This window comes from Synechococcus sp. H70.1, from assembly GCF_047502705.1.
Taxonomy (GTDB): domain Bacteria; phylum Cyanobacteriota; class Cyanobacteriia; order Thermostichales; family Thermostichaceae; genus Thermostichus.
In genome coordinates this window covers 1-15,929 of the sequence record NZ_JANSIV010000151.1, presented here as the reverse complement: position 1 = coordinate 15,929, position 15,929 = coordinate 1, and the positions used below count along the sequence as shown (strand labels likewise).

The following is a 15,929-nucleotide window of genomic DNA, read 5'->3' as shown; positions in this document are numbered from 1 at the left end:
CCTGGGCTATGGGATGCGGGAATCAGCCGTAGTAACCCTGGTTGATGCGGTTTTCTAGCTGGCTAGCCCCTTCGCGATACTCGCCAAACACGAAGTTCTCCGCGTTGGCCTTGATCAGCGCCTTTTGCTGCTCCGTTAGCTCCGGGATCTTCAGCATGTCCTCTAGGCTTTTGTAAGGAGCGTTTTTCACCAGGATGCGGGCCAGAGTGGGGTAGAAACCAGGCAACTGGCGGTAGTTGCGCAGGATAGTGTTGTTGACGTCAATCGGAGTGTCGAGGTGTTTTACCGGCGGCAGCTCTGCCGCCGCAGCAGGGATCCCAAGCGAGGCCAAGCCCAGGCAAAGCATCAATAAGACAGGCAAGCAGGTAGACAGCAGCCGACGCATAGTACCACCTCTGCAAACGGGATTGAAAGCAGCCATAACCGCGCTCACGGGATAGGTTGCTAACGTTTTCCGACCATTTAGTGTCTCATCCTCGCTACCTCGCATCGAGACCCAAATTCGGGTTGAGATACCGGCAGAAATAATTTTTAACAACTATGATGGGGAAACAGTCCGCTTGCAACTGGCTAACTTGCCCTTGCGTTTGGCTTGTCCTATGTCCGACTTAGCCCAGCTCTACCCTTCTTCCCTCCGCTCCTCTAGGCAGGAGGCTCTTCAAGCTCCCCCTGACCCAGATCCCGACCTAGAGCTGCTAGAGCAGCGGGAACTCTTCGTCTGGCGGCACATCGGGCCGGATGCCCGGCAGATCCGCCAGATGTTGCAGGCCTTGGGATTGGGCTCCCTCCGAGAGCTGGTGGAAAAGGCAGTGCCAGCAGCAATTCGCAGCAACCGGCCCTTGCAACTGGGATCCCCGTGCCCTGAGTCTCAAGTGTTGGCGGAGCTGAGGGCAATGGCGTCCCAAAACCAGGTGTGGCGCTCCTTTTTGGGCATGGGCTATTCCAACTGCCTGACGCCGCCGGTAATTCAGCGCAACATCCTGGAAAACCCTGCCTGGTACACCCCCTACACCCCCTATCAGGCGGAGATTGCCCAGGGGCGGCTAGAAGCCCTGCTCAATTTCCAGACGATGGTGATTGATCTAACAGGGATGGAGATTGCCAATGCTTCCCTACTGGACGAAGCCACTGCTGCTGCCGAAGCCATGAACCTGGCCTACACCTTAGCGGGCAAGCAATCCCCAGTTTTTTGGGTGGATCGCGGCTGCCATCCCCAGACCATTGCCGTCGTGCAGACACGGGCAGAACCCTTGGGGATCCAGGTGCGCGTGGCCGATCCTTCCCAGTTTGAGCTTGGGAACGGCTTTGGTGTGCTCTTACAGTATCCCAACACCTATGGAGAGATCCGGGATTACCGCGACCTGGTGGAGCAGGCTCACCAAAGAGGGATGGTGGTGGCCGTAGCCGCCGACTTGCTCAGCCTGACTCTCTTGCAACCGCCAGGGGAGTGGGGAGCGGACATTGTGGTGGGAACCACTCAGCGCTTCGGGGTGCCCCTGGGCTACGGCGGCCCCCACGCCGCCTACTTTGCCACTCGCGAGGCCCACAAACGGCTGCTGCCGGGGCGCCTAGTGGGGATCTCCCAAGATGCCCAGGGCAGGCCGGCCCTGCGCCTAGCCCTGCAAACGCGGGAGCAGCACATCCGCCGCGACAAGGCCACCAGCAACATCTGCACCGCCCAGGTGCTCTTGGCAGTGGTGGCCTCCATGTATGCCGTCTATCACGGCCCGCGCGGCCTGCGGCAAATTGCCGAACGCATCCATCGCCAGGCCCATCACCTGGCCGCCGGGATCCAGGGCCTGGGCTACAGGGTGGGGCCAGAGTATTTCTTCGACACCTTTTGGGTAAGGGCAGCCTCTCCAGAGCAGGTGCAGCAGATCCAAGAGCGGGCCGCCCAGCGGCGCATCAACCTGCGGCGGATCGACGAGACAACTCTAGGGATCAGCCTGGACGAGGCCACCACCTCTCAAGATCTGCGGGATCTCTGGGGAATCTTCGCCGGCTCCAGGGAGCCAGCCTGGGATCCCGAGGGCCTGAGTTCGGATCCCCACCAAAGCTTGCCGCCTCAGCTCTTGCGCACCACCCCCTACCTCACCCATCCGGTGTTTAACCGCTACCACTCGGAAACGGAGCTGCTGCGCTATATCCACCGCCTGCAGAGCCGGGATCTCTCCCTTGTCCACTCCATGATCCCCTTGGGCTCCTGCACCATGAAGCTGAATGCCACGGCAGAAATGCTGCCGATGACCTGGCCGGAGTTTGCCCAGCTCCATCCTTTTGTGCCCCTGGAACAAGCTCGCGGCTATCAAACCCTCTTTGCCCAGTTGGAGCGAATGCTGGCGGAGATCACCGGCTTTGCCGGCGTCTCCCTCCAGCCCAACGCCGGATCCCAGGGGGAATATGCCGGCTTGCTGGCCATTCGTCGCTACCACCAGGCCCGCGGGGAAAGCCAGCGCCAGGTATGCCTGATCCCCACCTCTGCCCATGGCACCAACCCCGCCAGCGCTGTCATGGCCGGGATGCAGGTGGTGAGCGTGGCCTGCGACAGGGCCGGCAACATCGACCTCGAAGACCTGCGGGCCAAGGTGGAGCAGCACCGGGAACGCCTGGCTGCCCTGATGATTACCTACCCCTCCACCCATGGGGTGTTTGAGGAAGGGATCCGCGAGATTTGCCAGATGATCCACGAGGCCGGAGGGCAGGTGTACATGGATGGGGCCAACCTCAACGCCCAGGTGGGCCTCTGCCGTCCGGCGGAGTTAGGGGCTGATGTCTGCCACCTCAACCTGCACAAGACCTTCTGCATCCCCCACGGCGGGGGCGGGCCAGGGGTGGGGCCCATTGCCGTTGCCCGTCATCTCCTGCCCTATTTGCCCGGCCACCCCTTTTTGCCTGGCTGCAACGGCCCGGTTAGCGCCGCCCCCTGGGGCAGTGCCAGCATCCTGCCCATTGCCTGGGCCTACATCCGCCTCATGGGATCCGCCGGCCTTACCCTAGCTACCCAAGTGGCCCTCCTCAATGCCAATTACATCGCCAGGCGGTTGGATCCCTACTACCCGGTGCTCTACAAAGGGCCGGGGGGATGGGTGGCCCACGAGTGCATCCTGGACCTGCGCCCCCTCAAGAAAAGCGTCGGCATTGAGGTTGAGGATGTAGCCAAGCGGCTAATGGACTACGGCTTCCACGCCCCCACCATCTCCTGGCCAGTGCCGGGGACACTGATGGTGGAGCCCACCGAGAGCGAATCCCTAGAAGAGCTGGATCGCTTCTGTGAGGCAATGATTGCCATTCGCCAGGAGATTGCTGCCATTGAGCGGGGCGAGATGGATCCCGTGCGCAATCCCCTTAAACTTGCCCCCCACACCGCCGAGGTAGTGGCCGCCGATCACTGGGATCGCCCCTACCCTCGCTCCCTAGCCGCCTATCCCCTCCCGTGGGTCAAGGAGCGCAAGTTCTGGCCCAGTGTCAGCCGCATCGACAACGCCTACGGAGATCGTCACCTGGTGTGCAGTTGTCAACCTTGGCTGGAAGGCTGAATTAAGCTGCCTGCGGCTGGTCCAGCTCTGAGGAAGAGGGACTGAGCTGCTTGGCCTCTTGCACAAGGCGCTCAGTCTCTGGCAGCGAAGCCAGCACCTGCGGCAGCACCTCCTTATCGGCCTCAACAGCCCTCTCCGTTTCTTGCAGGAGATTTATTGAGTCCCCGGTAAGCAGGTCAGCCACCGGAGACAGTTGCGCCTTCAGCGAGGCGTTCTCTTGCTCCAATTCCGCCAACCGCCTTTGCAGGCTATCCATTTGCCGATCTCGCTCTCCCAGAGCTGCTTCCAGCTCACGGTTGCGGGCCTCCAACGCTTGGTGGGCTGCCTCTGCTTGGTTCAGCCGTTCTGTTAAGCTTGCCAATTCATCCTCCAAACTGGTGACGCGACTCACCTGTTCCAATAGTCGAGCTTCTTTCTCCTGCAGTTCTTCTCGCAGGGAACAAATCAAGCGATCCCTCTGTTCGACGCACTGCTGTAACTGTTCGACCTGCTGTCGTAGAATAGGCAGTTGAACCAAAGCCTTCTTGGCTAGGCCGAGAATTTCCCTGAAGCTCTCCTGCAGGCGGCTGTAGGAGTAATCCAATTTGGCAAAGGCTTCGTTGAGCGCAAGGTAAGCCTTGCATACCTCCATGTAGCGCTGGGCCAGAGAAGTGGGGTGATCCATGATATAGAGTCCAGGTGGGGGTACCGTGTCTATTTTATGCCGTTCATTCTATCGACCCAACTCGGAAAAGAGGTGATTCGCTACAACAACTGGGGGATTAATTTTACTTTAAGATTTTCCTCTCTCTAGGCAAGCAGCTCACGTCCTGCCCCGGCAGGATTCAAACTCTCTGGCAAAAACGGCCCTTAAGAGTAGCACATTTTTACTCCCATCGAGGGGATCACACATTTAGCGTCTGGAGCAAAAGATTCAAAATTGAAACACTAGATATAGTTCAAAAGGGGGCTTCTGCTGGCTCAGGCAGGCCGCGCATCCGGGATCCCCAGCGCTTCCAGATGGGCGGCGGCCCGCAACAGGTTGGCCTCTTGGTAGGGGGCAGCCACCAGTTGCACGCCAAAGGGCAGGGATCCGCCCTCGCGCAGCGGCACCGACAGCACCGGCAGGCCGACAAACGAGAGGGGCTGGGTGTAGAGGCCGAGGTTGGGCCGGGTGAGGACTTCCACCCCAGTGACTTCTCTTGGTCAAGCAAAGGGGCAGGCCAGGGGGCGGTGGGGCGATCCGTGGATGAGGAGGGCAGGGGCCCGGGGATCCCGCCAGCGAATCTGCTCCAAACATGGGCACTCACAGATCCCCGGCGGACAGCTCTGGCCATTGCGAACCCGCCGGCGCTCCTGAAGGCCACCCAAGGCAGAATCCAATGACAAGACCGTCCTCGGCTATGGGGTGGTCATCGACGCCGTGCTACCTGGCGGGGGCCAAAGGCGTTCGCGGGGCAAGACAGGGCGAGTCACTGCCTGCCGCTCCCATTCCTCCAAACCGGAGCGACGACCGGCAGCAGAACTGGGGGCACTGGCCTGCAGGCGCTTGCGGAACAGGCGCAACTGCTGTTGCTCGGCGGCGGGAGAAACACGCTGGGCAAAGAGGGGATGCAAGAGCTTCTCTTCCTGCTCAAACTGGGCCCGCAACTGCTGATAAAAATGAAGGGCAGCAGAGGGATCCAACTGCTGCGGCTCACGCTCCGCCTGGTGCAAAAAGCGGGTCAGCTCCGGGATCTGATCCCGCATCCGCTGCTCCAACCCCTCAACCTGGCTGCTAAGCCGAGGCTCCGCCGCCAGGGCTGCCCTGAGCAGCGGGTAGAGGGCGTGGCGCTCCAGTTGGATATGGCGGGAGAGGCGCTGCCGCAACCTTTGCACCCAGAGACGCCGCTGCTCCAGATCCAACTCCGAGGCCCGAGAGAGACGAGCCAAGAGCTGCAGGATAACACGGTGCTGCTCGGCCCAAAGGGCAACCAGTGTAGACATGGCAGTTCACCGGACTAGCTTAACTTTGTCAAGAAAGGGCAGCTTGCGTAAGGGTACGGGACTGGTGCAGGTGTCTTGGCTACACCCCAACAGCAATCCCGGCAAAAGCTGCCCTCCGGTTGCTAGGCTTGCACAAGCCAGCGGCGTTTCCAGGCGGAAGTGGGCTCAAGGGGTGAAGTTTGCTGTTCCTGCTGGCGCTGCAGCCGAATCTGGGCTCTATCCCCTCGCAAGGTGGGATCCCGGTAGGGCACCGCGGCGCGGGTTTTCAGGTGCTCCCACTCGACGGGGGAGAGGGGCGGCAGGTGATCCGGTTGAGGTGAGGCCACCGTGCCTGGCCAGGGGCGACCCACCGGTGGTGTCGAGCCGATAAACAGGCCTGCCTCCAGCAGAGCTGCCCGCACTGCTGCCGCACAGGAATAGGTGGCCAGAATCCCGCCGGGGCGCATTCGCGCCGCCACTGCCCGCAAAAAGTCCACCGTCCACAGCTCTGGGCAAACGGAAGGGGAGAAGGGATCCAAAAACACCGCATCCGCCCATCCCAGCGGCACCTGCAACAGAGTTTGGCGGGCATCTCCCCACAGCAGCCTTCCGCGCCAGCGCGGTGATTGCCAGGATCCCTCGTGGATAAAACGTTGCCACTCCTTGCTAAAGCTCCAAGTGGATCCCACCCCCACCTGCCAGGCCTGGCGGGGCACCTCTGGGGATCGCTCTAGGCCAATGACTTCCACACGGCAATTGGGCCGCACCTGCCAGATTGTCTCCAAGGCTAGGCCGGAGTTGTAGCCAAGGCCAAAGCAAATATCCAAAAGGCAAATAGGATCCTCCGGATCCCGCTCCAACGGCAGCCGATCCAGCCGGCAAGGGCGGACGAACTTCTCCAGTGCCTCCTGGGCAGCGCCGCTGAGGTTGTGAAAAGCCTGCCCGAACTCCTGGGAGAAAAAAGTCAGGGATCCATCCCCTGTGGTCAGCACCTGCCACTGGGTTTCTGCGGTCATGGTCTACTGCAAGTCTCTATTTCCAGCTTGGCGATTCTTTGATAGCTTGAGAACGTTAAGATGAGTTTCGCGGCTCACCGGCAGGGCTTGTAGATTCAGCTCTGGCCATCCCTAGCTAGGGGGGTACCTCAGCGGCTATGTCTTTACTGGATTGGTTTGCCGAGCGGCGCAAACAGACTTCTCTCAACTTGACAGGCAGCAGCCCCTTTGACAAAGAGCGGCAAGTGCGAGAGATTGCCGACGGCCTGTGGCAGAAGTGTCCAGCTTGTGATGCGCTCACCTACACCAAGGATCTGCAGCAGAACTGGCAGGTCTGCCCTAGCTGTGGCTACCACCATCGCATCACAGCCCCGCAGCGGCTGGAGCAGCTTTTGGATCCCGGCTCCTGGCAGCCCCTCGACGAGCACCTGGCCCCCACCGATCCGCTGCATTTTTTTGACCAAAAGCCCTACGCCGAGCGCCTGGCCGCCTACCAGGAGCGCACCCAGCTCAAGGATGCCGTCTTGACCGGGCTGGGCACTCTGGAAGGGATGAGGGTGGCCATTGGCGTCATGGATTTCCGCTTCATGGGCGGCAGCATGGGCTCGGTTGTAGGCGAGAAGATTACCCGTCTCACCGAACGCGCCACCTGCGATCACCTGCCCCTGATCCTTTTTTCGGCCTCGGGGGGAGCCCGTATGCAGGAAGGGATCCTCAGCCTGATGCAGATGGCCAAAACAGCAGCCGCTCTGCAAAGGCACCGCGAAGCCGGGCAGTTGTTTATCTCCGTGCTTACCCATCCCACCTATGGGGGAGTGACCGCCAGCTTTGCCATGCTGGGAGACTTGATCCTGGCCGAACCCGGCGCCCAGATAGGGTTTGCCGGGCCCAATGTTATCGAGCAAACCATTGGCAAGGGCAAACTCCCGGAGGGCTTCCAGACGGCTGAGTACTTGCTAGCCCATGGGCTCATCGATGCAATCGTGCCGCGGACTGAACTGCGCAAGCGCTTGGCCCAATTGCTTGCTATGCACCGTCCCCGCCTACATATGTCCCTTCCCACGCCCGACGGCCCGGATCTGAGATGGGAAGCCAAGGTGGGATCCCTCTCTACGGGGTAGTCGCCAGCTCCCCCTTCCCTTTGGCAGATAATCTCAGCCAGCTGGAAATTGTCCTGCCAAAGAAGCGGCAGAAGGGGAATTTTCTGCTGAGGGGTTCATGGCAGCAACCGATAGTGCTAAGGTAGGGCATGAAGTCTTGACCAGAAACAATGGATCTTAAGCTACGCATCCGGACTGCCAAAACTCCGCAAGGGCAAGAACTGGCGATTGTGCCCCTGGAGGGTCGCTTTGACGCCAGGGCCGCTTCCGAAGTGCGGCAGTTGCTGCAGCAGGTTTTGGATTTTGGCTACCACAACCTGTTGATTGACATGTCGGCAGTTACTTTTATGGATAGCTCTGGCCTAGGGGTGCTGATCTCGGCCCTGCGCAAGTGCCGGGCTGCCGGTGGCAACCTCAGCCTCTGTTGCGTTCCCGAAAGCGTCGCCCTTGTCCTCAGGCTCACCTCAATGGAGAAGGTCTTGACCTGTTTTGACGACCTGGAGACGGCTGTTGCCAATTTCTCCACTGCTTCCGCCGCCCGCTAGGCCAACTGAGTTGCTGCGATGCCCTGCCTACGCCTCTGACTTTGTTCCCAGGATCCGTTGAGGAGGCTTAGCCATGCCCCAAGCTGGCCTCGATACCTTTCAGCTCCTTTACCAGCACCACCGTGGCCCTAGCTTTTGCGAGCAGATGCTGGCTACCGCTCCTGGGCGCTTCAATGAGGCCTTTTGGCAGTTTTGGCAGCAGCATGTTGAGCCCTGCTTGCCCGCTGCGCCCTGCCTGCTGGATTTGGGAACGGGGCCGGGGTATGTCCTCCGGCAGTGGGCCCAGCGCTACCCCGGCGGACATTTCATTGGCGTAGATTTAATGCCCTACATGTTGGAGCGGGCAGCGGCAGACTTGAAAGACATCCCTGGCATCCACCTGCTGCAGGACGACCTGCACGATCCCCACTTGCCCCTGCCAGATGGCAGCGTTGATGCAGCCCAGGCAGTGGTGGTGATCCACGAGATGGTGCAGCCGGTGCGCCTGTTGCAAGCGGTGCGACGCCTGCTCAAGCCAGGAGGACGGTTTTTGCTAGTGGACTGGGTGCGCGCCCCGCTTAGTCTCTACTTCGATGCTGCCACAGAAGCCCAACTGTTTCAGCCGGAAACACCCCTAGACACCTTGGTGGATCAGTTTACCCACTTCTACGAGCACAACCGCTTCAGCGCTGAGGACCTAGCCTGGCTGTTGGAGAAGGTTGGCTTGAGAGTGGTGGCGCAAGAGCTCTACGGGAAGAATCGCTTTGTGCGACTTGTGGCGGAAAAGCCCTAGAGGACTTCAGGGATCCGCCGCTCGGCCTGTGCCTGGGCAAACACCTCCACCTCGGTGTTCATCTTGCGCAGTTGGCGGGCCAACTTAATGGCCTTGTCGCGGGGGAGAGGGGGGCTCACCACCGCCGGCAGGCAGCGCAACAGCGGCTTCAGGGCCGTCTTGGGCAGCCCCGCATAAAACGATAAGGTGGAGAGGATCTCGTCTTCAAAGTAGGGGTTGCGGTATTCCAAAAGCCGCACTTGATAGAGTTCCGGCGGCAGGGGGCGTCCCTGGGCCAGGCGAAGCAGGGATCCCACCGTCCCCATCACGTATAGGCGATCCCCCCGCTTCAACAGGGTCTCGCCCTCTTTCTGCCAGATCTTGGGAAAAACACAGGGCCGGCCCGGCCGGGAGTGATGCAGCAAGATCGCCAGGTCGTAATCCTGGGCCAGTTGCCGTAGGGATAGCCCCAGGTAAGGGTCATGGGCCGAGACCTCCAGCAGCGTCACCAGCAGCGTTTTCCCGTCCCAAGTCAAGGTGCCGTAAACGGATCCCACCAACGCTGCCGTAGCAAAAGCCCGCGCCCCCAGGGCCGTGGTGCTGTAGCTGGTTCCCAGCGTCTGCAGATGCCGCTGCATCCGCGCCGCCAGCGCAGGATCCGTGACCCGCAAAATGGTGCGGATCCCAGGTTGCAGGCTGTGGGCGGTCAGGGCGGTCTCGAGGTTGGTGAGATCGTCAGGCGTCGTGCAGATCAAAGAGCGGCTGCTTTGGATGCGGGCCTGGTGCAGCGTGCTGGCCAAGGCGTAGTTGCCTCGGATCACCACCGCCCCCTCCCGTTCCGCGGCCTTCAGCAGGGGATTGTCGCTGTCGGGCTCTACCACCACCACCTCATAGCCCATCTGCCGCAACAATTGCAGCACCAAGTAGCTCAGCCGTCCCAACCCCGCGATCACCACGTGATCCGCTTTGGGCATGCGGGCGGCCCCACCCAGCCCAAAGCGGCTGCTCACCAACTTGTCGGTCACCAATCCGTAGATTAACCCCACCAGAGCAGCCCCCACCAAGGTCATGGCCACCGCCACCACCTTCACCCCTAGAGGGGTCTCCGCTTGCTGAAAAGCTTCGATATCTCCGTAGCCCCCCGTCAGCACCACAATGGTCAGCAGCAGCGCGTCGACGACCGGCTTGCCAATCCTCCTGAAGTTGATCACCCCCAGCACCAGCATTCCTCCTAGGGTGAAGACGAGGGTGCGGACGAGGGGCTTGACCTGGAGCAGCTGCCGCAGTCCCTTGTCTAGCCAAGACAAAAAAGATTCCCAGCTGGGGGATTGGCGTCGCTGCCCCCGTTTTTGGTTTTTCGCATGAGCCCAGCGCTGCGCCCGCGAAGAACCTCGCCGCCCGTTGCGCTCCAACAGTTGCAAATAGGCCCGCGGGTCGCAGACGACCAAAATGCGATCCCCCTCCAGCAGCTCTGCCTTGGGGTCGAAATCCTCGAAAACCCGAGACTCGGAAAAGTTGGACAGTCCATCTCCAGGGTAGTGAAACAGCACCCGCGCCCGGAAAGTTTCTTCCAGTTCCTCAAGGGGCATGTGCAGCAGACGGGAGTTGTAGCCAATGGTCAGCTCCACCACGTTCCAGAGGGTGGTCTCTTGCTCAGCACCAAAGTGGACCGGATCCGCCAGCTCCGGTGGCAGCGTAGCCGGCTGAGCCTCTAGCTGAGGCAGCTCGAAGTAGCCAACAAATTCGTCCGAGACGGCCTTGAGGGCGAAGGCAGGGGCCGCTAAGCCGGCAACTGAGAGGGAAAAATGCTGCGGCAAAATTGAGTCCAAGTAGCGGGCAAGGCTAGGGTTAAACAGACGAGAGACAATACGCGCCTGCGGGTTGAGATCTCGAATCAAGAGGGCCAGCTCGAAGTTGGCTTGGTCGTTGTCCTCCAAAAGCAAGGCCACCTTAATCTGCTCAATCCCCGCCTGGCGCAACACTTCCGCCCGGTGCGGATCCCCCTGCAGGTATTGCCATCCCCCTTTCCGAGAGGGCGGCGGGCAGGGAGCCACCACCACTGCCCGCTGTCCAAATTCTTCTAGAATCTCTAGCGTCAACTCTGCCAAATCGTTGTAGCCACAGAGTAGAACGGAGGCACCTAGGGGGCAGCCATTGTCTTGTAGGTACACACTTGGCGTTTGGGAAAGAGAGCCAGCCATACCCTCTCCTCTGCTCTGCTCCCTTTATACCCAGCAAGGCAAGAGGCCTCAGCTAGCCGCGACAAGCTCCTGGCCTTCTAAGAAAGTCGGCGGAGCTCGAAAAACCGCCTAGGAGGGGCAAACTTTGGGCGTCGGCTGCTGAAAGCCCTCGCTCGTTGACGGATAGCCATAGGTGGTGTTTCATGGAATCCGTGGCTGGCGCCTTGCGCCACTTCCAGGCTCTGCAGCCTAGCGGCTGTCGCCCACCTCGGTAAAGGATAGGTCCTGGTGCCGGCTGTGGGTGACGCTTCTGTTTTTGGGTTGTGGGCAATCCCTAGTTCGCGGGGTATTGTCCTTTTGCCCACTCCCAAGATAAAACCATGGTTTGCACTGCCTCCCTTAACCCTATGCCTTCCCCCAAGGATGCTGTTCCTGTTGCCCCTGTCAAACAGCCTGCTGCCCAGGCTAGCTCTACTGCTGGCGACTCCTTTCTCCAAGGGTATGGAGCCTTTCCCGCCCATCTCATCCCCCAGGGATCCCTGCAACTCTACACCCATCCCGGTCGGGGCATGTTCACCCCCGTGATGGCGCAGGCGCTGCGCTTGGCGGGTCAGGGAACGCGGGTGTTGATTGTGCAGTTTCTCAAAGGTGGGATTAAGCAAGGCCCGGAGAACCGGATTTTGCTGGGCAGTTCGCTGGAGTGGGTTCGTTGCCGTCTACACCGCTGCATCGATACACCGCATCTGGAGCCGGAGGAGCGAGCAGCTCTGGACGAGTTGTGGCAATTTACCCAGGAGGCCGTCAGGAGTGGCCGCTATGGCTTGGTGGTGCTGGATGAGTTGAGCTTGGCCATCAAGTTGGGCTTGATTCCAGAAGAACAGGTGCTAGACCTGGTCGATCAGCGTCCGGTCTGGATGGACATGATCATCACCGGGCCCGAAATGCCGGCTTCTCTCCTGGAACGCGCCGATCTCATCACCCAACTGCGCCCACGGCAGGAGCCCTCCCGGGGCCTGGGGAGTTGCTTGGCTCCCTCGCGGGTCAGCAGTTGATAGTTTTGTGCTCCGCAGCTATACGCTCTTTCCCCCAATTCTCTGGTCCCTATGTCCTGTAGCCATGCTAAAAAGCGACCGCTGGATCCGGGAGCAAGCGCAGCGAGGGATGATCGAGCCGTTTTGCCCCGAATTGGTGCGGGCCGTGGAGTGGAATGGACAGATGCGGCCTGTTTTGAGCTACGGACTTTCCTCCTATGGCTACGACATTCGCCTTTCCCCTGTGGAATTTAAGATCTTCCGCCATGTGCCCGGTACCGTGGTGGATCCCAAGCGGTTTAACCCCAAGAACCTAGAACCTGTGGAGCTCCACCACGACGAAATGGGAGACTACTTCATCATCCCTGCCCATTCCTATGGGCTGGGGGTGTCCCTCGAGCGGCTCCACGTGCCCGACAATATTACTGTCATCTGCATCGGCAAGTCTTCCTACGCACGGGTGGGGTTGATTGCCAACCTAACTCCAGCTGAAGCAGGGTGGCGGGGCTACCTGACGCTGGAGTTTTCCAATGCCTCCAGCGCTGACTGCCGGGTGTATGCCAACGAAGGGGTAGTGCAGCTGCTGTTTTTGGAGGGGGATCCCTGTCAAATTACCTATGCCGACCGCCAAGGCAAGTACCAGGATCAGCCGCAGCAGGTGGTGGTGGCTAGGGTTTAGCAGACGGCAATGGGAAGTCCCGCGCTCTAGCGCTCGGAGGAACTGCTCAGCAGGTGTTGGGCAATGAAATCCGTGTGCACCTCACCCCGCAAAAAAGCCTCGTGACGCAGGATCTGCTGGTGAAAAGGGATCGTGGTGGGCACACCCGTGATGGCGCACTCCCCCAAGGCTCGCTGCATGCGGCGGATGGCTGCTGCCCGGTTAGGCCCCCAGACAATCAACTTGCCTAGCAGTGAGTCGTAGTAGGGGGGGATAGTGTAGTCGGTGTAGATGTGGGAGTCCATGCGCACCCCTGGCCCCCCAGGGGGCAAGTAGGCGGTGATGGTGCCCGTGCAGGGACGAAACTGTTGTTTGGGATCCTCGGCATTGATGCGGCACTCGATGGCATGGCCCCGCAGTTGCACATCCTTCTGGCGAAAGGTGAGGGGCTGGCCTTGGGCAATGCGAATTTGCTCGGCAATGAGATCCAGGCCAGTCACCATCTCAGTTACGGGGTGCTCCACCTGGATGCGGGTGTTCATCTCGATGAAGTAGAACTGGCCATTTTTGTCCAGCAGGAACTCTACCGTGCCTGCCCCCACGTAGTTTACTGCCCTGGCTACCTTCACCGCCGTGGCTCCCATGCGAGCGCGCAAGCTCGGCGTGAGAGCAGGGCTAGGGGCTTCTTCCAGCAGTTTTTGGTGCCGCCGCTGAATTGAACAATCCCGTTCATAGAGGTGCACCACATTGCCATAGCTGTCGGCCAAAATCTGAAACTCCACATGACGGGGCCGCTCAATGTATTTCTCCAAGTAGATCCCCCCATTGCCAAAGGCTGCCTGGGCTTCCCCCTGGGCGGTGCGCATCATCTTCAGCAATTCTTGGGCATCGCGGGCTACCCGCATACCCCGTCCCCCGCCTCCGGCAGTGGCTTTGATGATCACGGGGTAGCCGATTTTCTCAGCTAGCCGCAGCGCCTCTTCCTCAGAGGTGATCAACCCACGGCTGCCAGGTACTGTCGGCACGCCCACCGCCTGCATGGTTTCGCGCGCCATAGCCTTGTCGCCCATCTTGCGCATGGCCTCTGGGGAAGGGCCAATGAAAATTAAGTTGTGGTCGGCACACATCTCGGCAAACTTGGCATTCTCTGCCAAGAACCCGTAGCCCGGATGAATGGCATTGGCACCGCGGGTAAGGGCTGCCGAGATGATGTTGGGAATGTTGAGGTAACTTTTGGCCACCGGGGCCTCCCCCACACAGACCGCCTCGTCCGCCAGTTGGACATGGAGCGAGTTCTGATCCGCAGTGGAGTAGACGGCCACAGTGCGGATCCCCATTTCCTGACAGGTGCGGATAATGCGCAGGGCAATCTCGCCTCGGTTGGCAATCAGGATCTTGGTGATGGGCGGCATGAGGGACGTTTGAGGCTAGAAAAACCCCGACCGCTAAAGACCAGCGGCCTCTGCAGGTAGGCTACGCAGGTGCTGATCCTACTATGGCAAGCAGACGGAAGGGTAGAGCACCCTAGATGGGGATCCCCCCTCCGGCCAATCCAGCCGGCACCCTAGCTGGGGCTAAGGCGGCAGGGATCCGGCTTCAGCAGGATCCCAGGGGCGCAAAGGATCTCCAGGTAGAGGTTGATCTGGGTGCGAGCCATCAGAGTACAGGCTTGCGGGGGGCAAAACTCTGGTTTCTCTAGTTGTCGGAGCGAGGCCATGGCCCCAGCCACTCTCCGCCGCGAAAGCGCCAGCGGGGAAACAAAATCCGCATCACCACCCAAGCGCTGAGGTAAAGGCAAACCCAGACCACGCTGTAGTGGAGAATAAAGTCGCCCAGGTCAAACCGTTGGCTTGGGATATGGGGAAGGCCCACCAGACTCAGGACTGTGCCCAAGAAAAGCCCTTCCCAAATGCCGGCCAAAAGCTGTAGGATCCCAGGCCAATCGTGATCCCACCTCCACCCCATCAGGTAGTTATAGACAACATCCCAAAGACAGCCAAACAAACCTACGTAGAACAGCACCCAAAAATAGGTAAGGCTGCCTCTATGTCCAGTCAGTCCAAAGTAAAAAGGCAAAGTCGCTAAAACACCTACAGTAGCCAGTAAAAAAATGCGGGTTTGCCAACGGCCAATGAGAGTGGGTGTCATGGTTTCCTCCAGTTTCGTTGGCCCCAATCGTTAGTTCGTTTGGCTTCAGTTCAAAGGCTAAGGGCTGAGGTTCAAGGCCCACTTGCACCACTGCCACAGGGATCGGATCCCTTCTAGACCTTTAACTCCTGGTGCCCCCAGCCGAGCCAAGTGCTCCACCGATCGATGGGCACAGTACTGCAGGCCCAAAAACGTATCCACCGGCGCATAGGGTCCACCTAAGGTGATGATCCCGGCAGCGTACATCCGTCCATCCCCGTTGCGCATCTCCACCAGCTCAAAATCGTTGGAAACATGTAGGCGTCCGTGGGGATTGAGGGGCAGATTATTGAGGAGGGGATTGGTCATGGGATCCGAAACCAAGCCCGTGCAGTCGATAACAAAATCGGCTTCCACCTTCAATTGGGTGTTGTTGTGGGTACCTCGAATGTAGGTTACCGGCTTGCCCTTGTCGCCGAGAGCCACCGATTCCACCTTGCCAAAGAGTACCAGCCCTCCTGCAGCCCTTGCCGCACAATCCGCCGCCACCTGCGCCGACTTGCCGTTGTAGTGCCGCCCCAGGCTTCCAGTAGTTCGCGCCGTTCCAGGGGGGTTGCTGCTTCCAATTTGGCGCGCAGAACCCCACCCCAAGTGCCCTTGGGCCAGTTGAAGGGCTGAAACTCCCAATGGTTCTCCACTACTCGTTTGGCCCGTCCGAAGCGATTGCCACTCTTGGGCGCACGGCTCAGATGCACCACCGAGATGCGAGGGTTGACTTTGCGGGCTTCGTAGAGGCGCTCCAGCACCTGAGAAGCGACGATCCCGAACCCCCGCATCAAAACGGTGCCGCCTTGTTTTTCCAATTGCTCATAAACATGATCATGGGGCTCGTAGCCGTGTACCACCGACTTTAGATCGCCAGTTTTTTCCCGAAACTCTTGCAGATCGTTGAGCAGTCTGATGGCCGGGTACCTAGTTGCCAAATGCACGTACTTGGCCACCATAAACTCTGTCAGCCTCTGGAGGAGGGATCACCAGCGAAGCACTTAAGACCAAATGTCC

Annotated in this window: 16 protein-coding genes; 6 read left to right on the top strand and 10 right to left on the bottom strand. The window is 60.0% G+C overall.

Going from position 1 to position 15,929, the window contains the following annotated elements:
- Positions 1 to 22: 22 nt before the first annotated feature.
- Positions 23 to 385, bottom strand: coding sequence for a photosystem II complex extrinsic protein PsbU (gene psbU, locus NW827_RS10030; RefSeq protein ID WP_414404135.1), 363 nt, complete (start codon positions 383 to 385; stop codon positions 23 to 25).
- A 214-nt stretch (positions 386 to 599) separates the two neighbouring features.
- Between psbU and gcvP the strand changes: the two genes are divergently transcribed.
- Positions 600 to 3,536 carry an aminomethyl-transferring glycine dehydrogenase gene (gene gcvP / locus NW827_RS10025; RefSeq protein ID WP_414404134.1) on the top strand — a complete coding sequence of 979 codons (2,937 nt, stop codon included), beginning with the start codon at positions 600 to 602 and terminating at the stop codon, positions 3,534 to 3,536.
- Position 3,537: 1 nt separating this feature from the next.
- Here the strand turns inward: gcvP and NW827_RS10020 are convergent, their stop codons facing one another.
- The 4 genes from NW827_RS10020 to NW827_RS10005 all read right to left on the bottom strand — a co-directional run bounded on the left by NW827_RS10020 (position 3,538) and on the right by NW827_RS10005 (position 6,496).
- On the bottom strand, positions 3,538 to 4,200 hold the full coding sequence (locus tag NW827_RS10020) for a hypothetical protein (protein WP_414404133.1): 663 nt from the start codon (positions 4,198 to 4,200) through the stop codon (positions 3,538 to 3,540).
- Between the two features lie 296 nt (positions 4,201 to 4,496).
- Positions 4,497 to 4,703, bottom strand: coding sequence for a hypothetical protein (locus tag NW827_RS10015; RefSeq protein ID WP_414404132.1), 207 nt, complete (start codon positions 4,701 to 4,703; stop codon positions 4,497 to 4,499).
- A gap of 213 nt (positions 4,704 to 4,916) precedes the next feature.
- Positions 4,917 to 5,501 (bottom strand): hemerythrin domain-containing protein, encoded by a 585-nt coding sequence (locus tag NW827_RS10010; protein WP_414404131.1) that lies wholly within the window; start codon positions 5,499 to 5,501, stop codon positions 4,917 to 4,919.
- Between the two features lie 122 nt (positions 5,502 to 5,623).
- Positions 5,624 to 6,496, bottom strand: coding sequence for a tRNA (5-methylaminomethyl-2-thiouridine)(34)-methyltransferase MnmD (locus tag NW827_RS10005; protein WP_414503640.1), 873 nt, complete (start codon positions 6,494 to 6,496; stop codon positions 5,624 to 5,626).
- 137 nt (positions 6,497 to 6,633) lie between these two features.
- Between NW827_RS10005 and accD the strand changes: the two genes are divergently transcribed.
- The 3 genes from accD (at position 6,634) to NW827_RS09990 (ending at position 8,892) form a co-directional block, all read left to right on the top strand.
- Entirely contained in the window at positions 6,634 to 7,596 is a 963-nt protein-coding gene (gene accD / locus NW827_RS10000) for an acetyl-CoA carboxylase, carboxyltransferase subunit beta (protein WP_414362182.1), read from the top strand.
- 149 nt (positions 7,597 to 7,745) lie between these two features.
- Positions 7,746 to 8,120, top strand: a complete 375-nt coding sequence (locus tag NW827_RS09995) for an STAS domain-containing protein (protein ID WP_414362180.1) — start codon at positions 7,746 to 7,748, stop codon at positions 8,118 to 8,120.
- 73 nt (positions 8,121 to 8,193) lie between these two features.
- Positions 8,194 to 8,892 carry a class I SAM-dependent methyltransferase gene (locus NW827_RS09990; RefSeq protein WP_414404129.1) on the top strand — a complete coding sequence of 233 codons (699 nt, stop codon included), beginning with the start codon at positions 8,194 to 8,196 and terminating at the stop codon, positions 8,890 to 8,892.
- Here NW827_RS09990 and NW827_RS09985 read toward each other — a convergent pair.
- The gene (locus NW827_RS09985) at positions 8,889 to 11,072 is read right to left on the bottom strand and encodes an NAD-binding protein (RefSeq protein ID WP_414404128.1); all 2,184 of its coding nucleotides are present in this window, start codon (positions 11,070 to 11,072) and stop codon (positions 8,889 to 8,891) included. The two genes, NW827_RS09990 and NW827_RS09985, sit on opposite strands and share 4 nt — an antisense overlap.
- 359 nt (positions 11,073 to 11,431) lie before the next feature.
- Here NW827_RS09985 and NW827_RS09980 point away from each other — a divergent pair, with 359 nt between their 5' ends.
- Together NW827_RS09980 and dcd are read left to right on the top strand one after the other, a co-directional pair.
- On the top strand, positions 11,432 to 12,103 hold the full coding sequence (locus NW827_RS09980; RefSeq protein WP_414404127.1) for a cob(I)yrinic acid a,c-diamide adenosyltransferase: 672 nt from the start codon (positions 11,432 to 11,434) through the stop codon (positions 12,101 to 12,103).
- Between the two features lie 64 nt (positions 12,104 to 12,167).
- A complete protein-coding gene (gene dcd, locus NW827_RS09975) occupies positions 12,168 to 12,761 on the top strand; it encodes a dCTP deaminase (RefSeq protein WP_414362173.1) in 594 nt (197 codons plus the stop codon).
- Between the two features lie 26 nt (positions 12,762 to 12,787).
- On the opposite strand, the gene accC is transcribed toward dcd, so the two are convergent.
- The 4 genes from accC to NW827_RS09955 form a co-directional block, all read right to left on the bottom strand.
- Positions 12,788 to 14,152 carry an acetyl-CoA carboxylase biotin carboxylase subunit gene (gene accC, locus NW827_RS09970; protein ID WP_414404126.1) on the bottom strand — a complete coding sequence of 455 codons (1,365 nt, stop codon included), beginning with the start codon at positions 14,150 to 14,152 and terminating at the stop codon, positions 12,788 to 12,790.
- 283 nt (positions 14,153 to 14,435) lie between these two features.
- Positions 14,436 to 14,888 (bottom strand): hypothetical protein, encoded by a 453-nt coding sequence (locus NW827_RS09965; RefSeq protein ID WP_414404125.1) that lies wholly within the window; start codon positions 14,886 to 14,888, stop codon positions 14,436 to 14,438.
- Between the two features lie 57 nt (positions 14,889 to 14,945).
- Positions 14,946 to 15,353 carry a hypothetical protein gene (locus tag NW827_RS09960; RefSeq protein WP_414404124.1) on the bottom strand — a complete coding sequence of 136 codons (408 nt, stop codon included), beginning with the start codon at positions 15,351 to 15,353 and terminating at the stop codon, positions 14,946 to 14,948.
- Positions 15,323 to 15,850 (bottom strand): hypothetical protein, encoded by a 528-nt coding sequence (locus NW827_RS09955; protein WP_414404123.1) that lies wholly within the window; start codon positions 15,848 to 15,850, stop codon positions 15,323 to 15,325. Before NW827_RS09955 ends, NW827_RS09960 begins: the two co-directional genes overlap by 31 nt.
- Between the last annotated feature and the right edge of the window lie 79 nt (positions 15,851 to 15,929).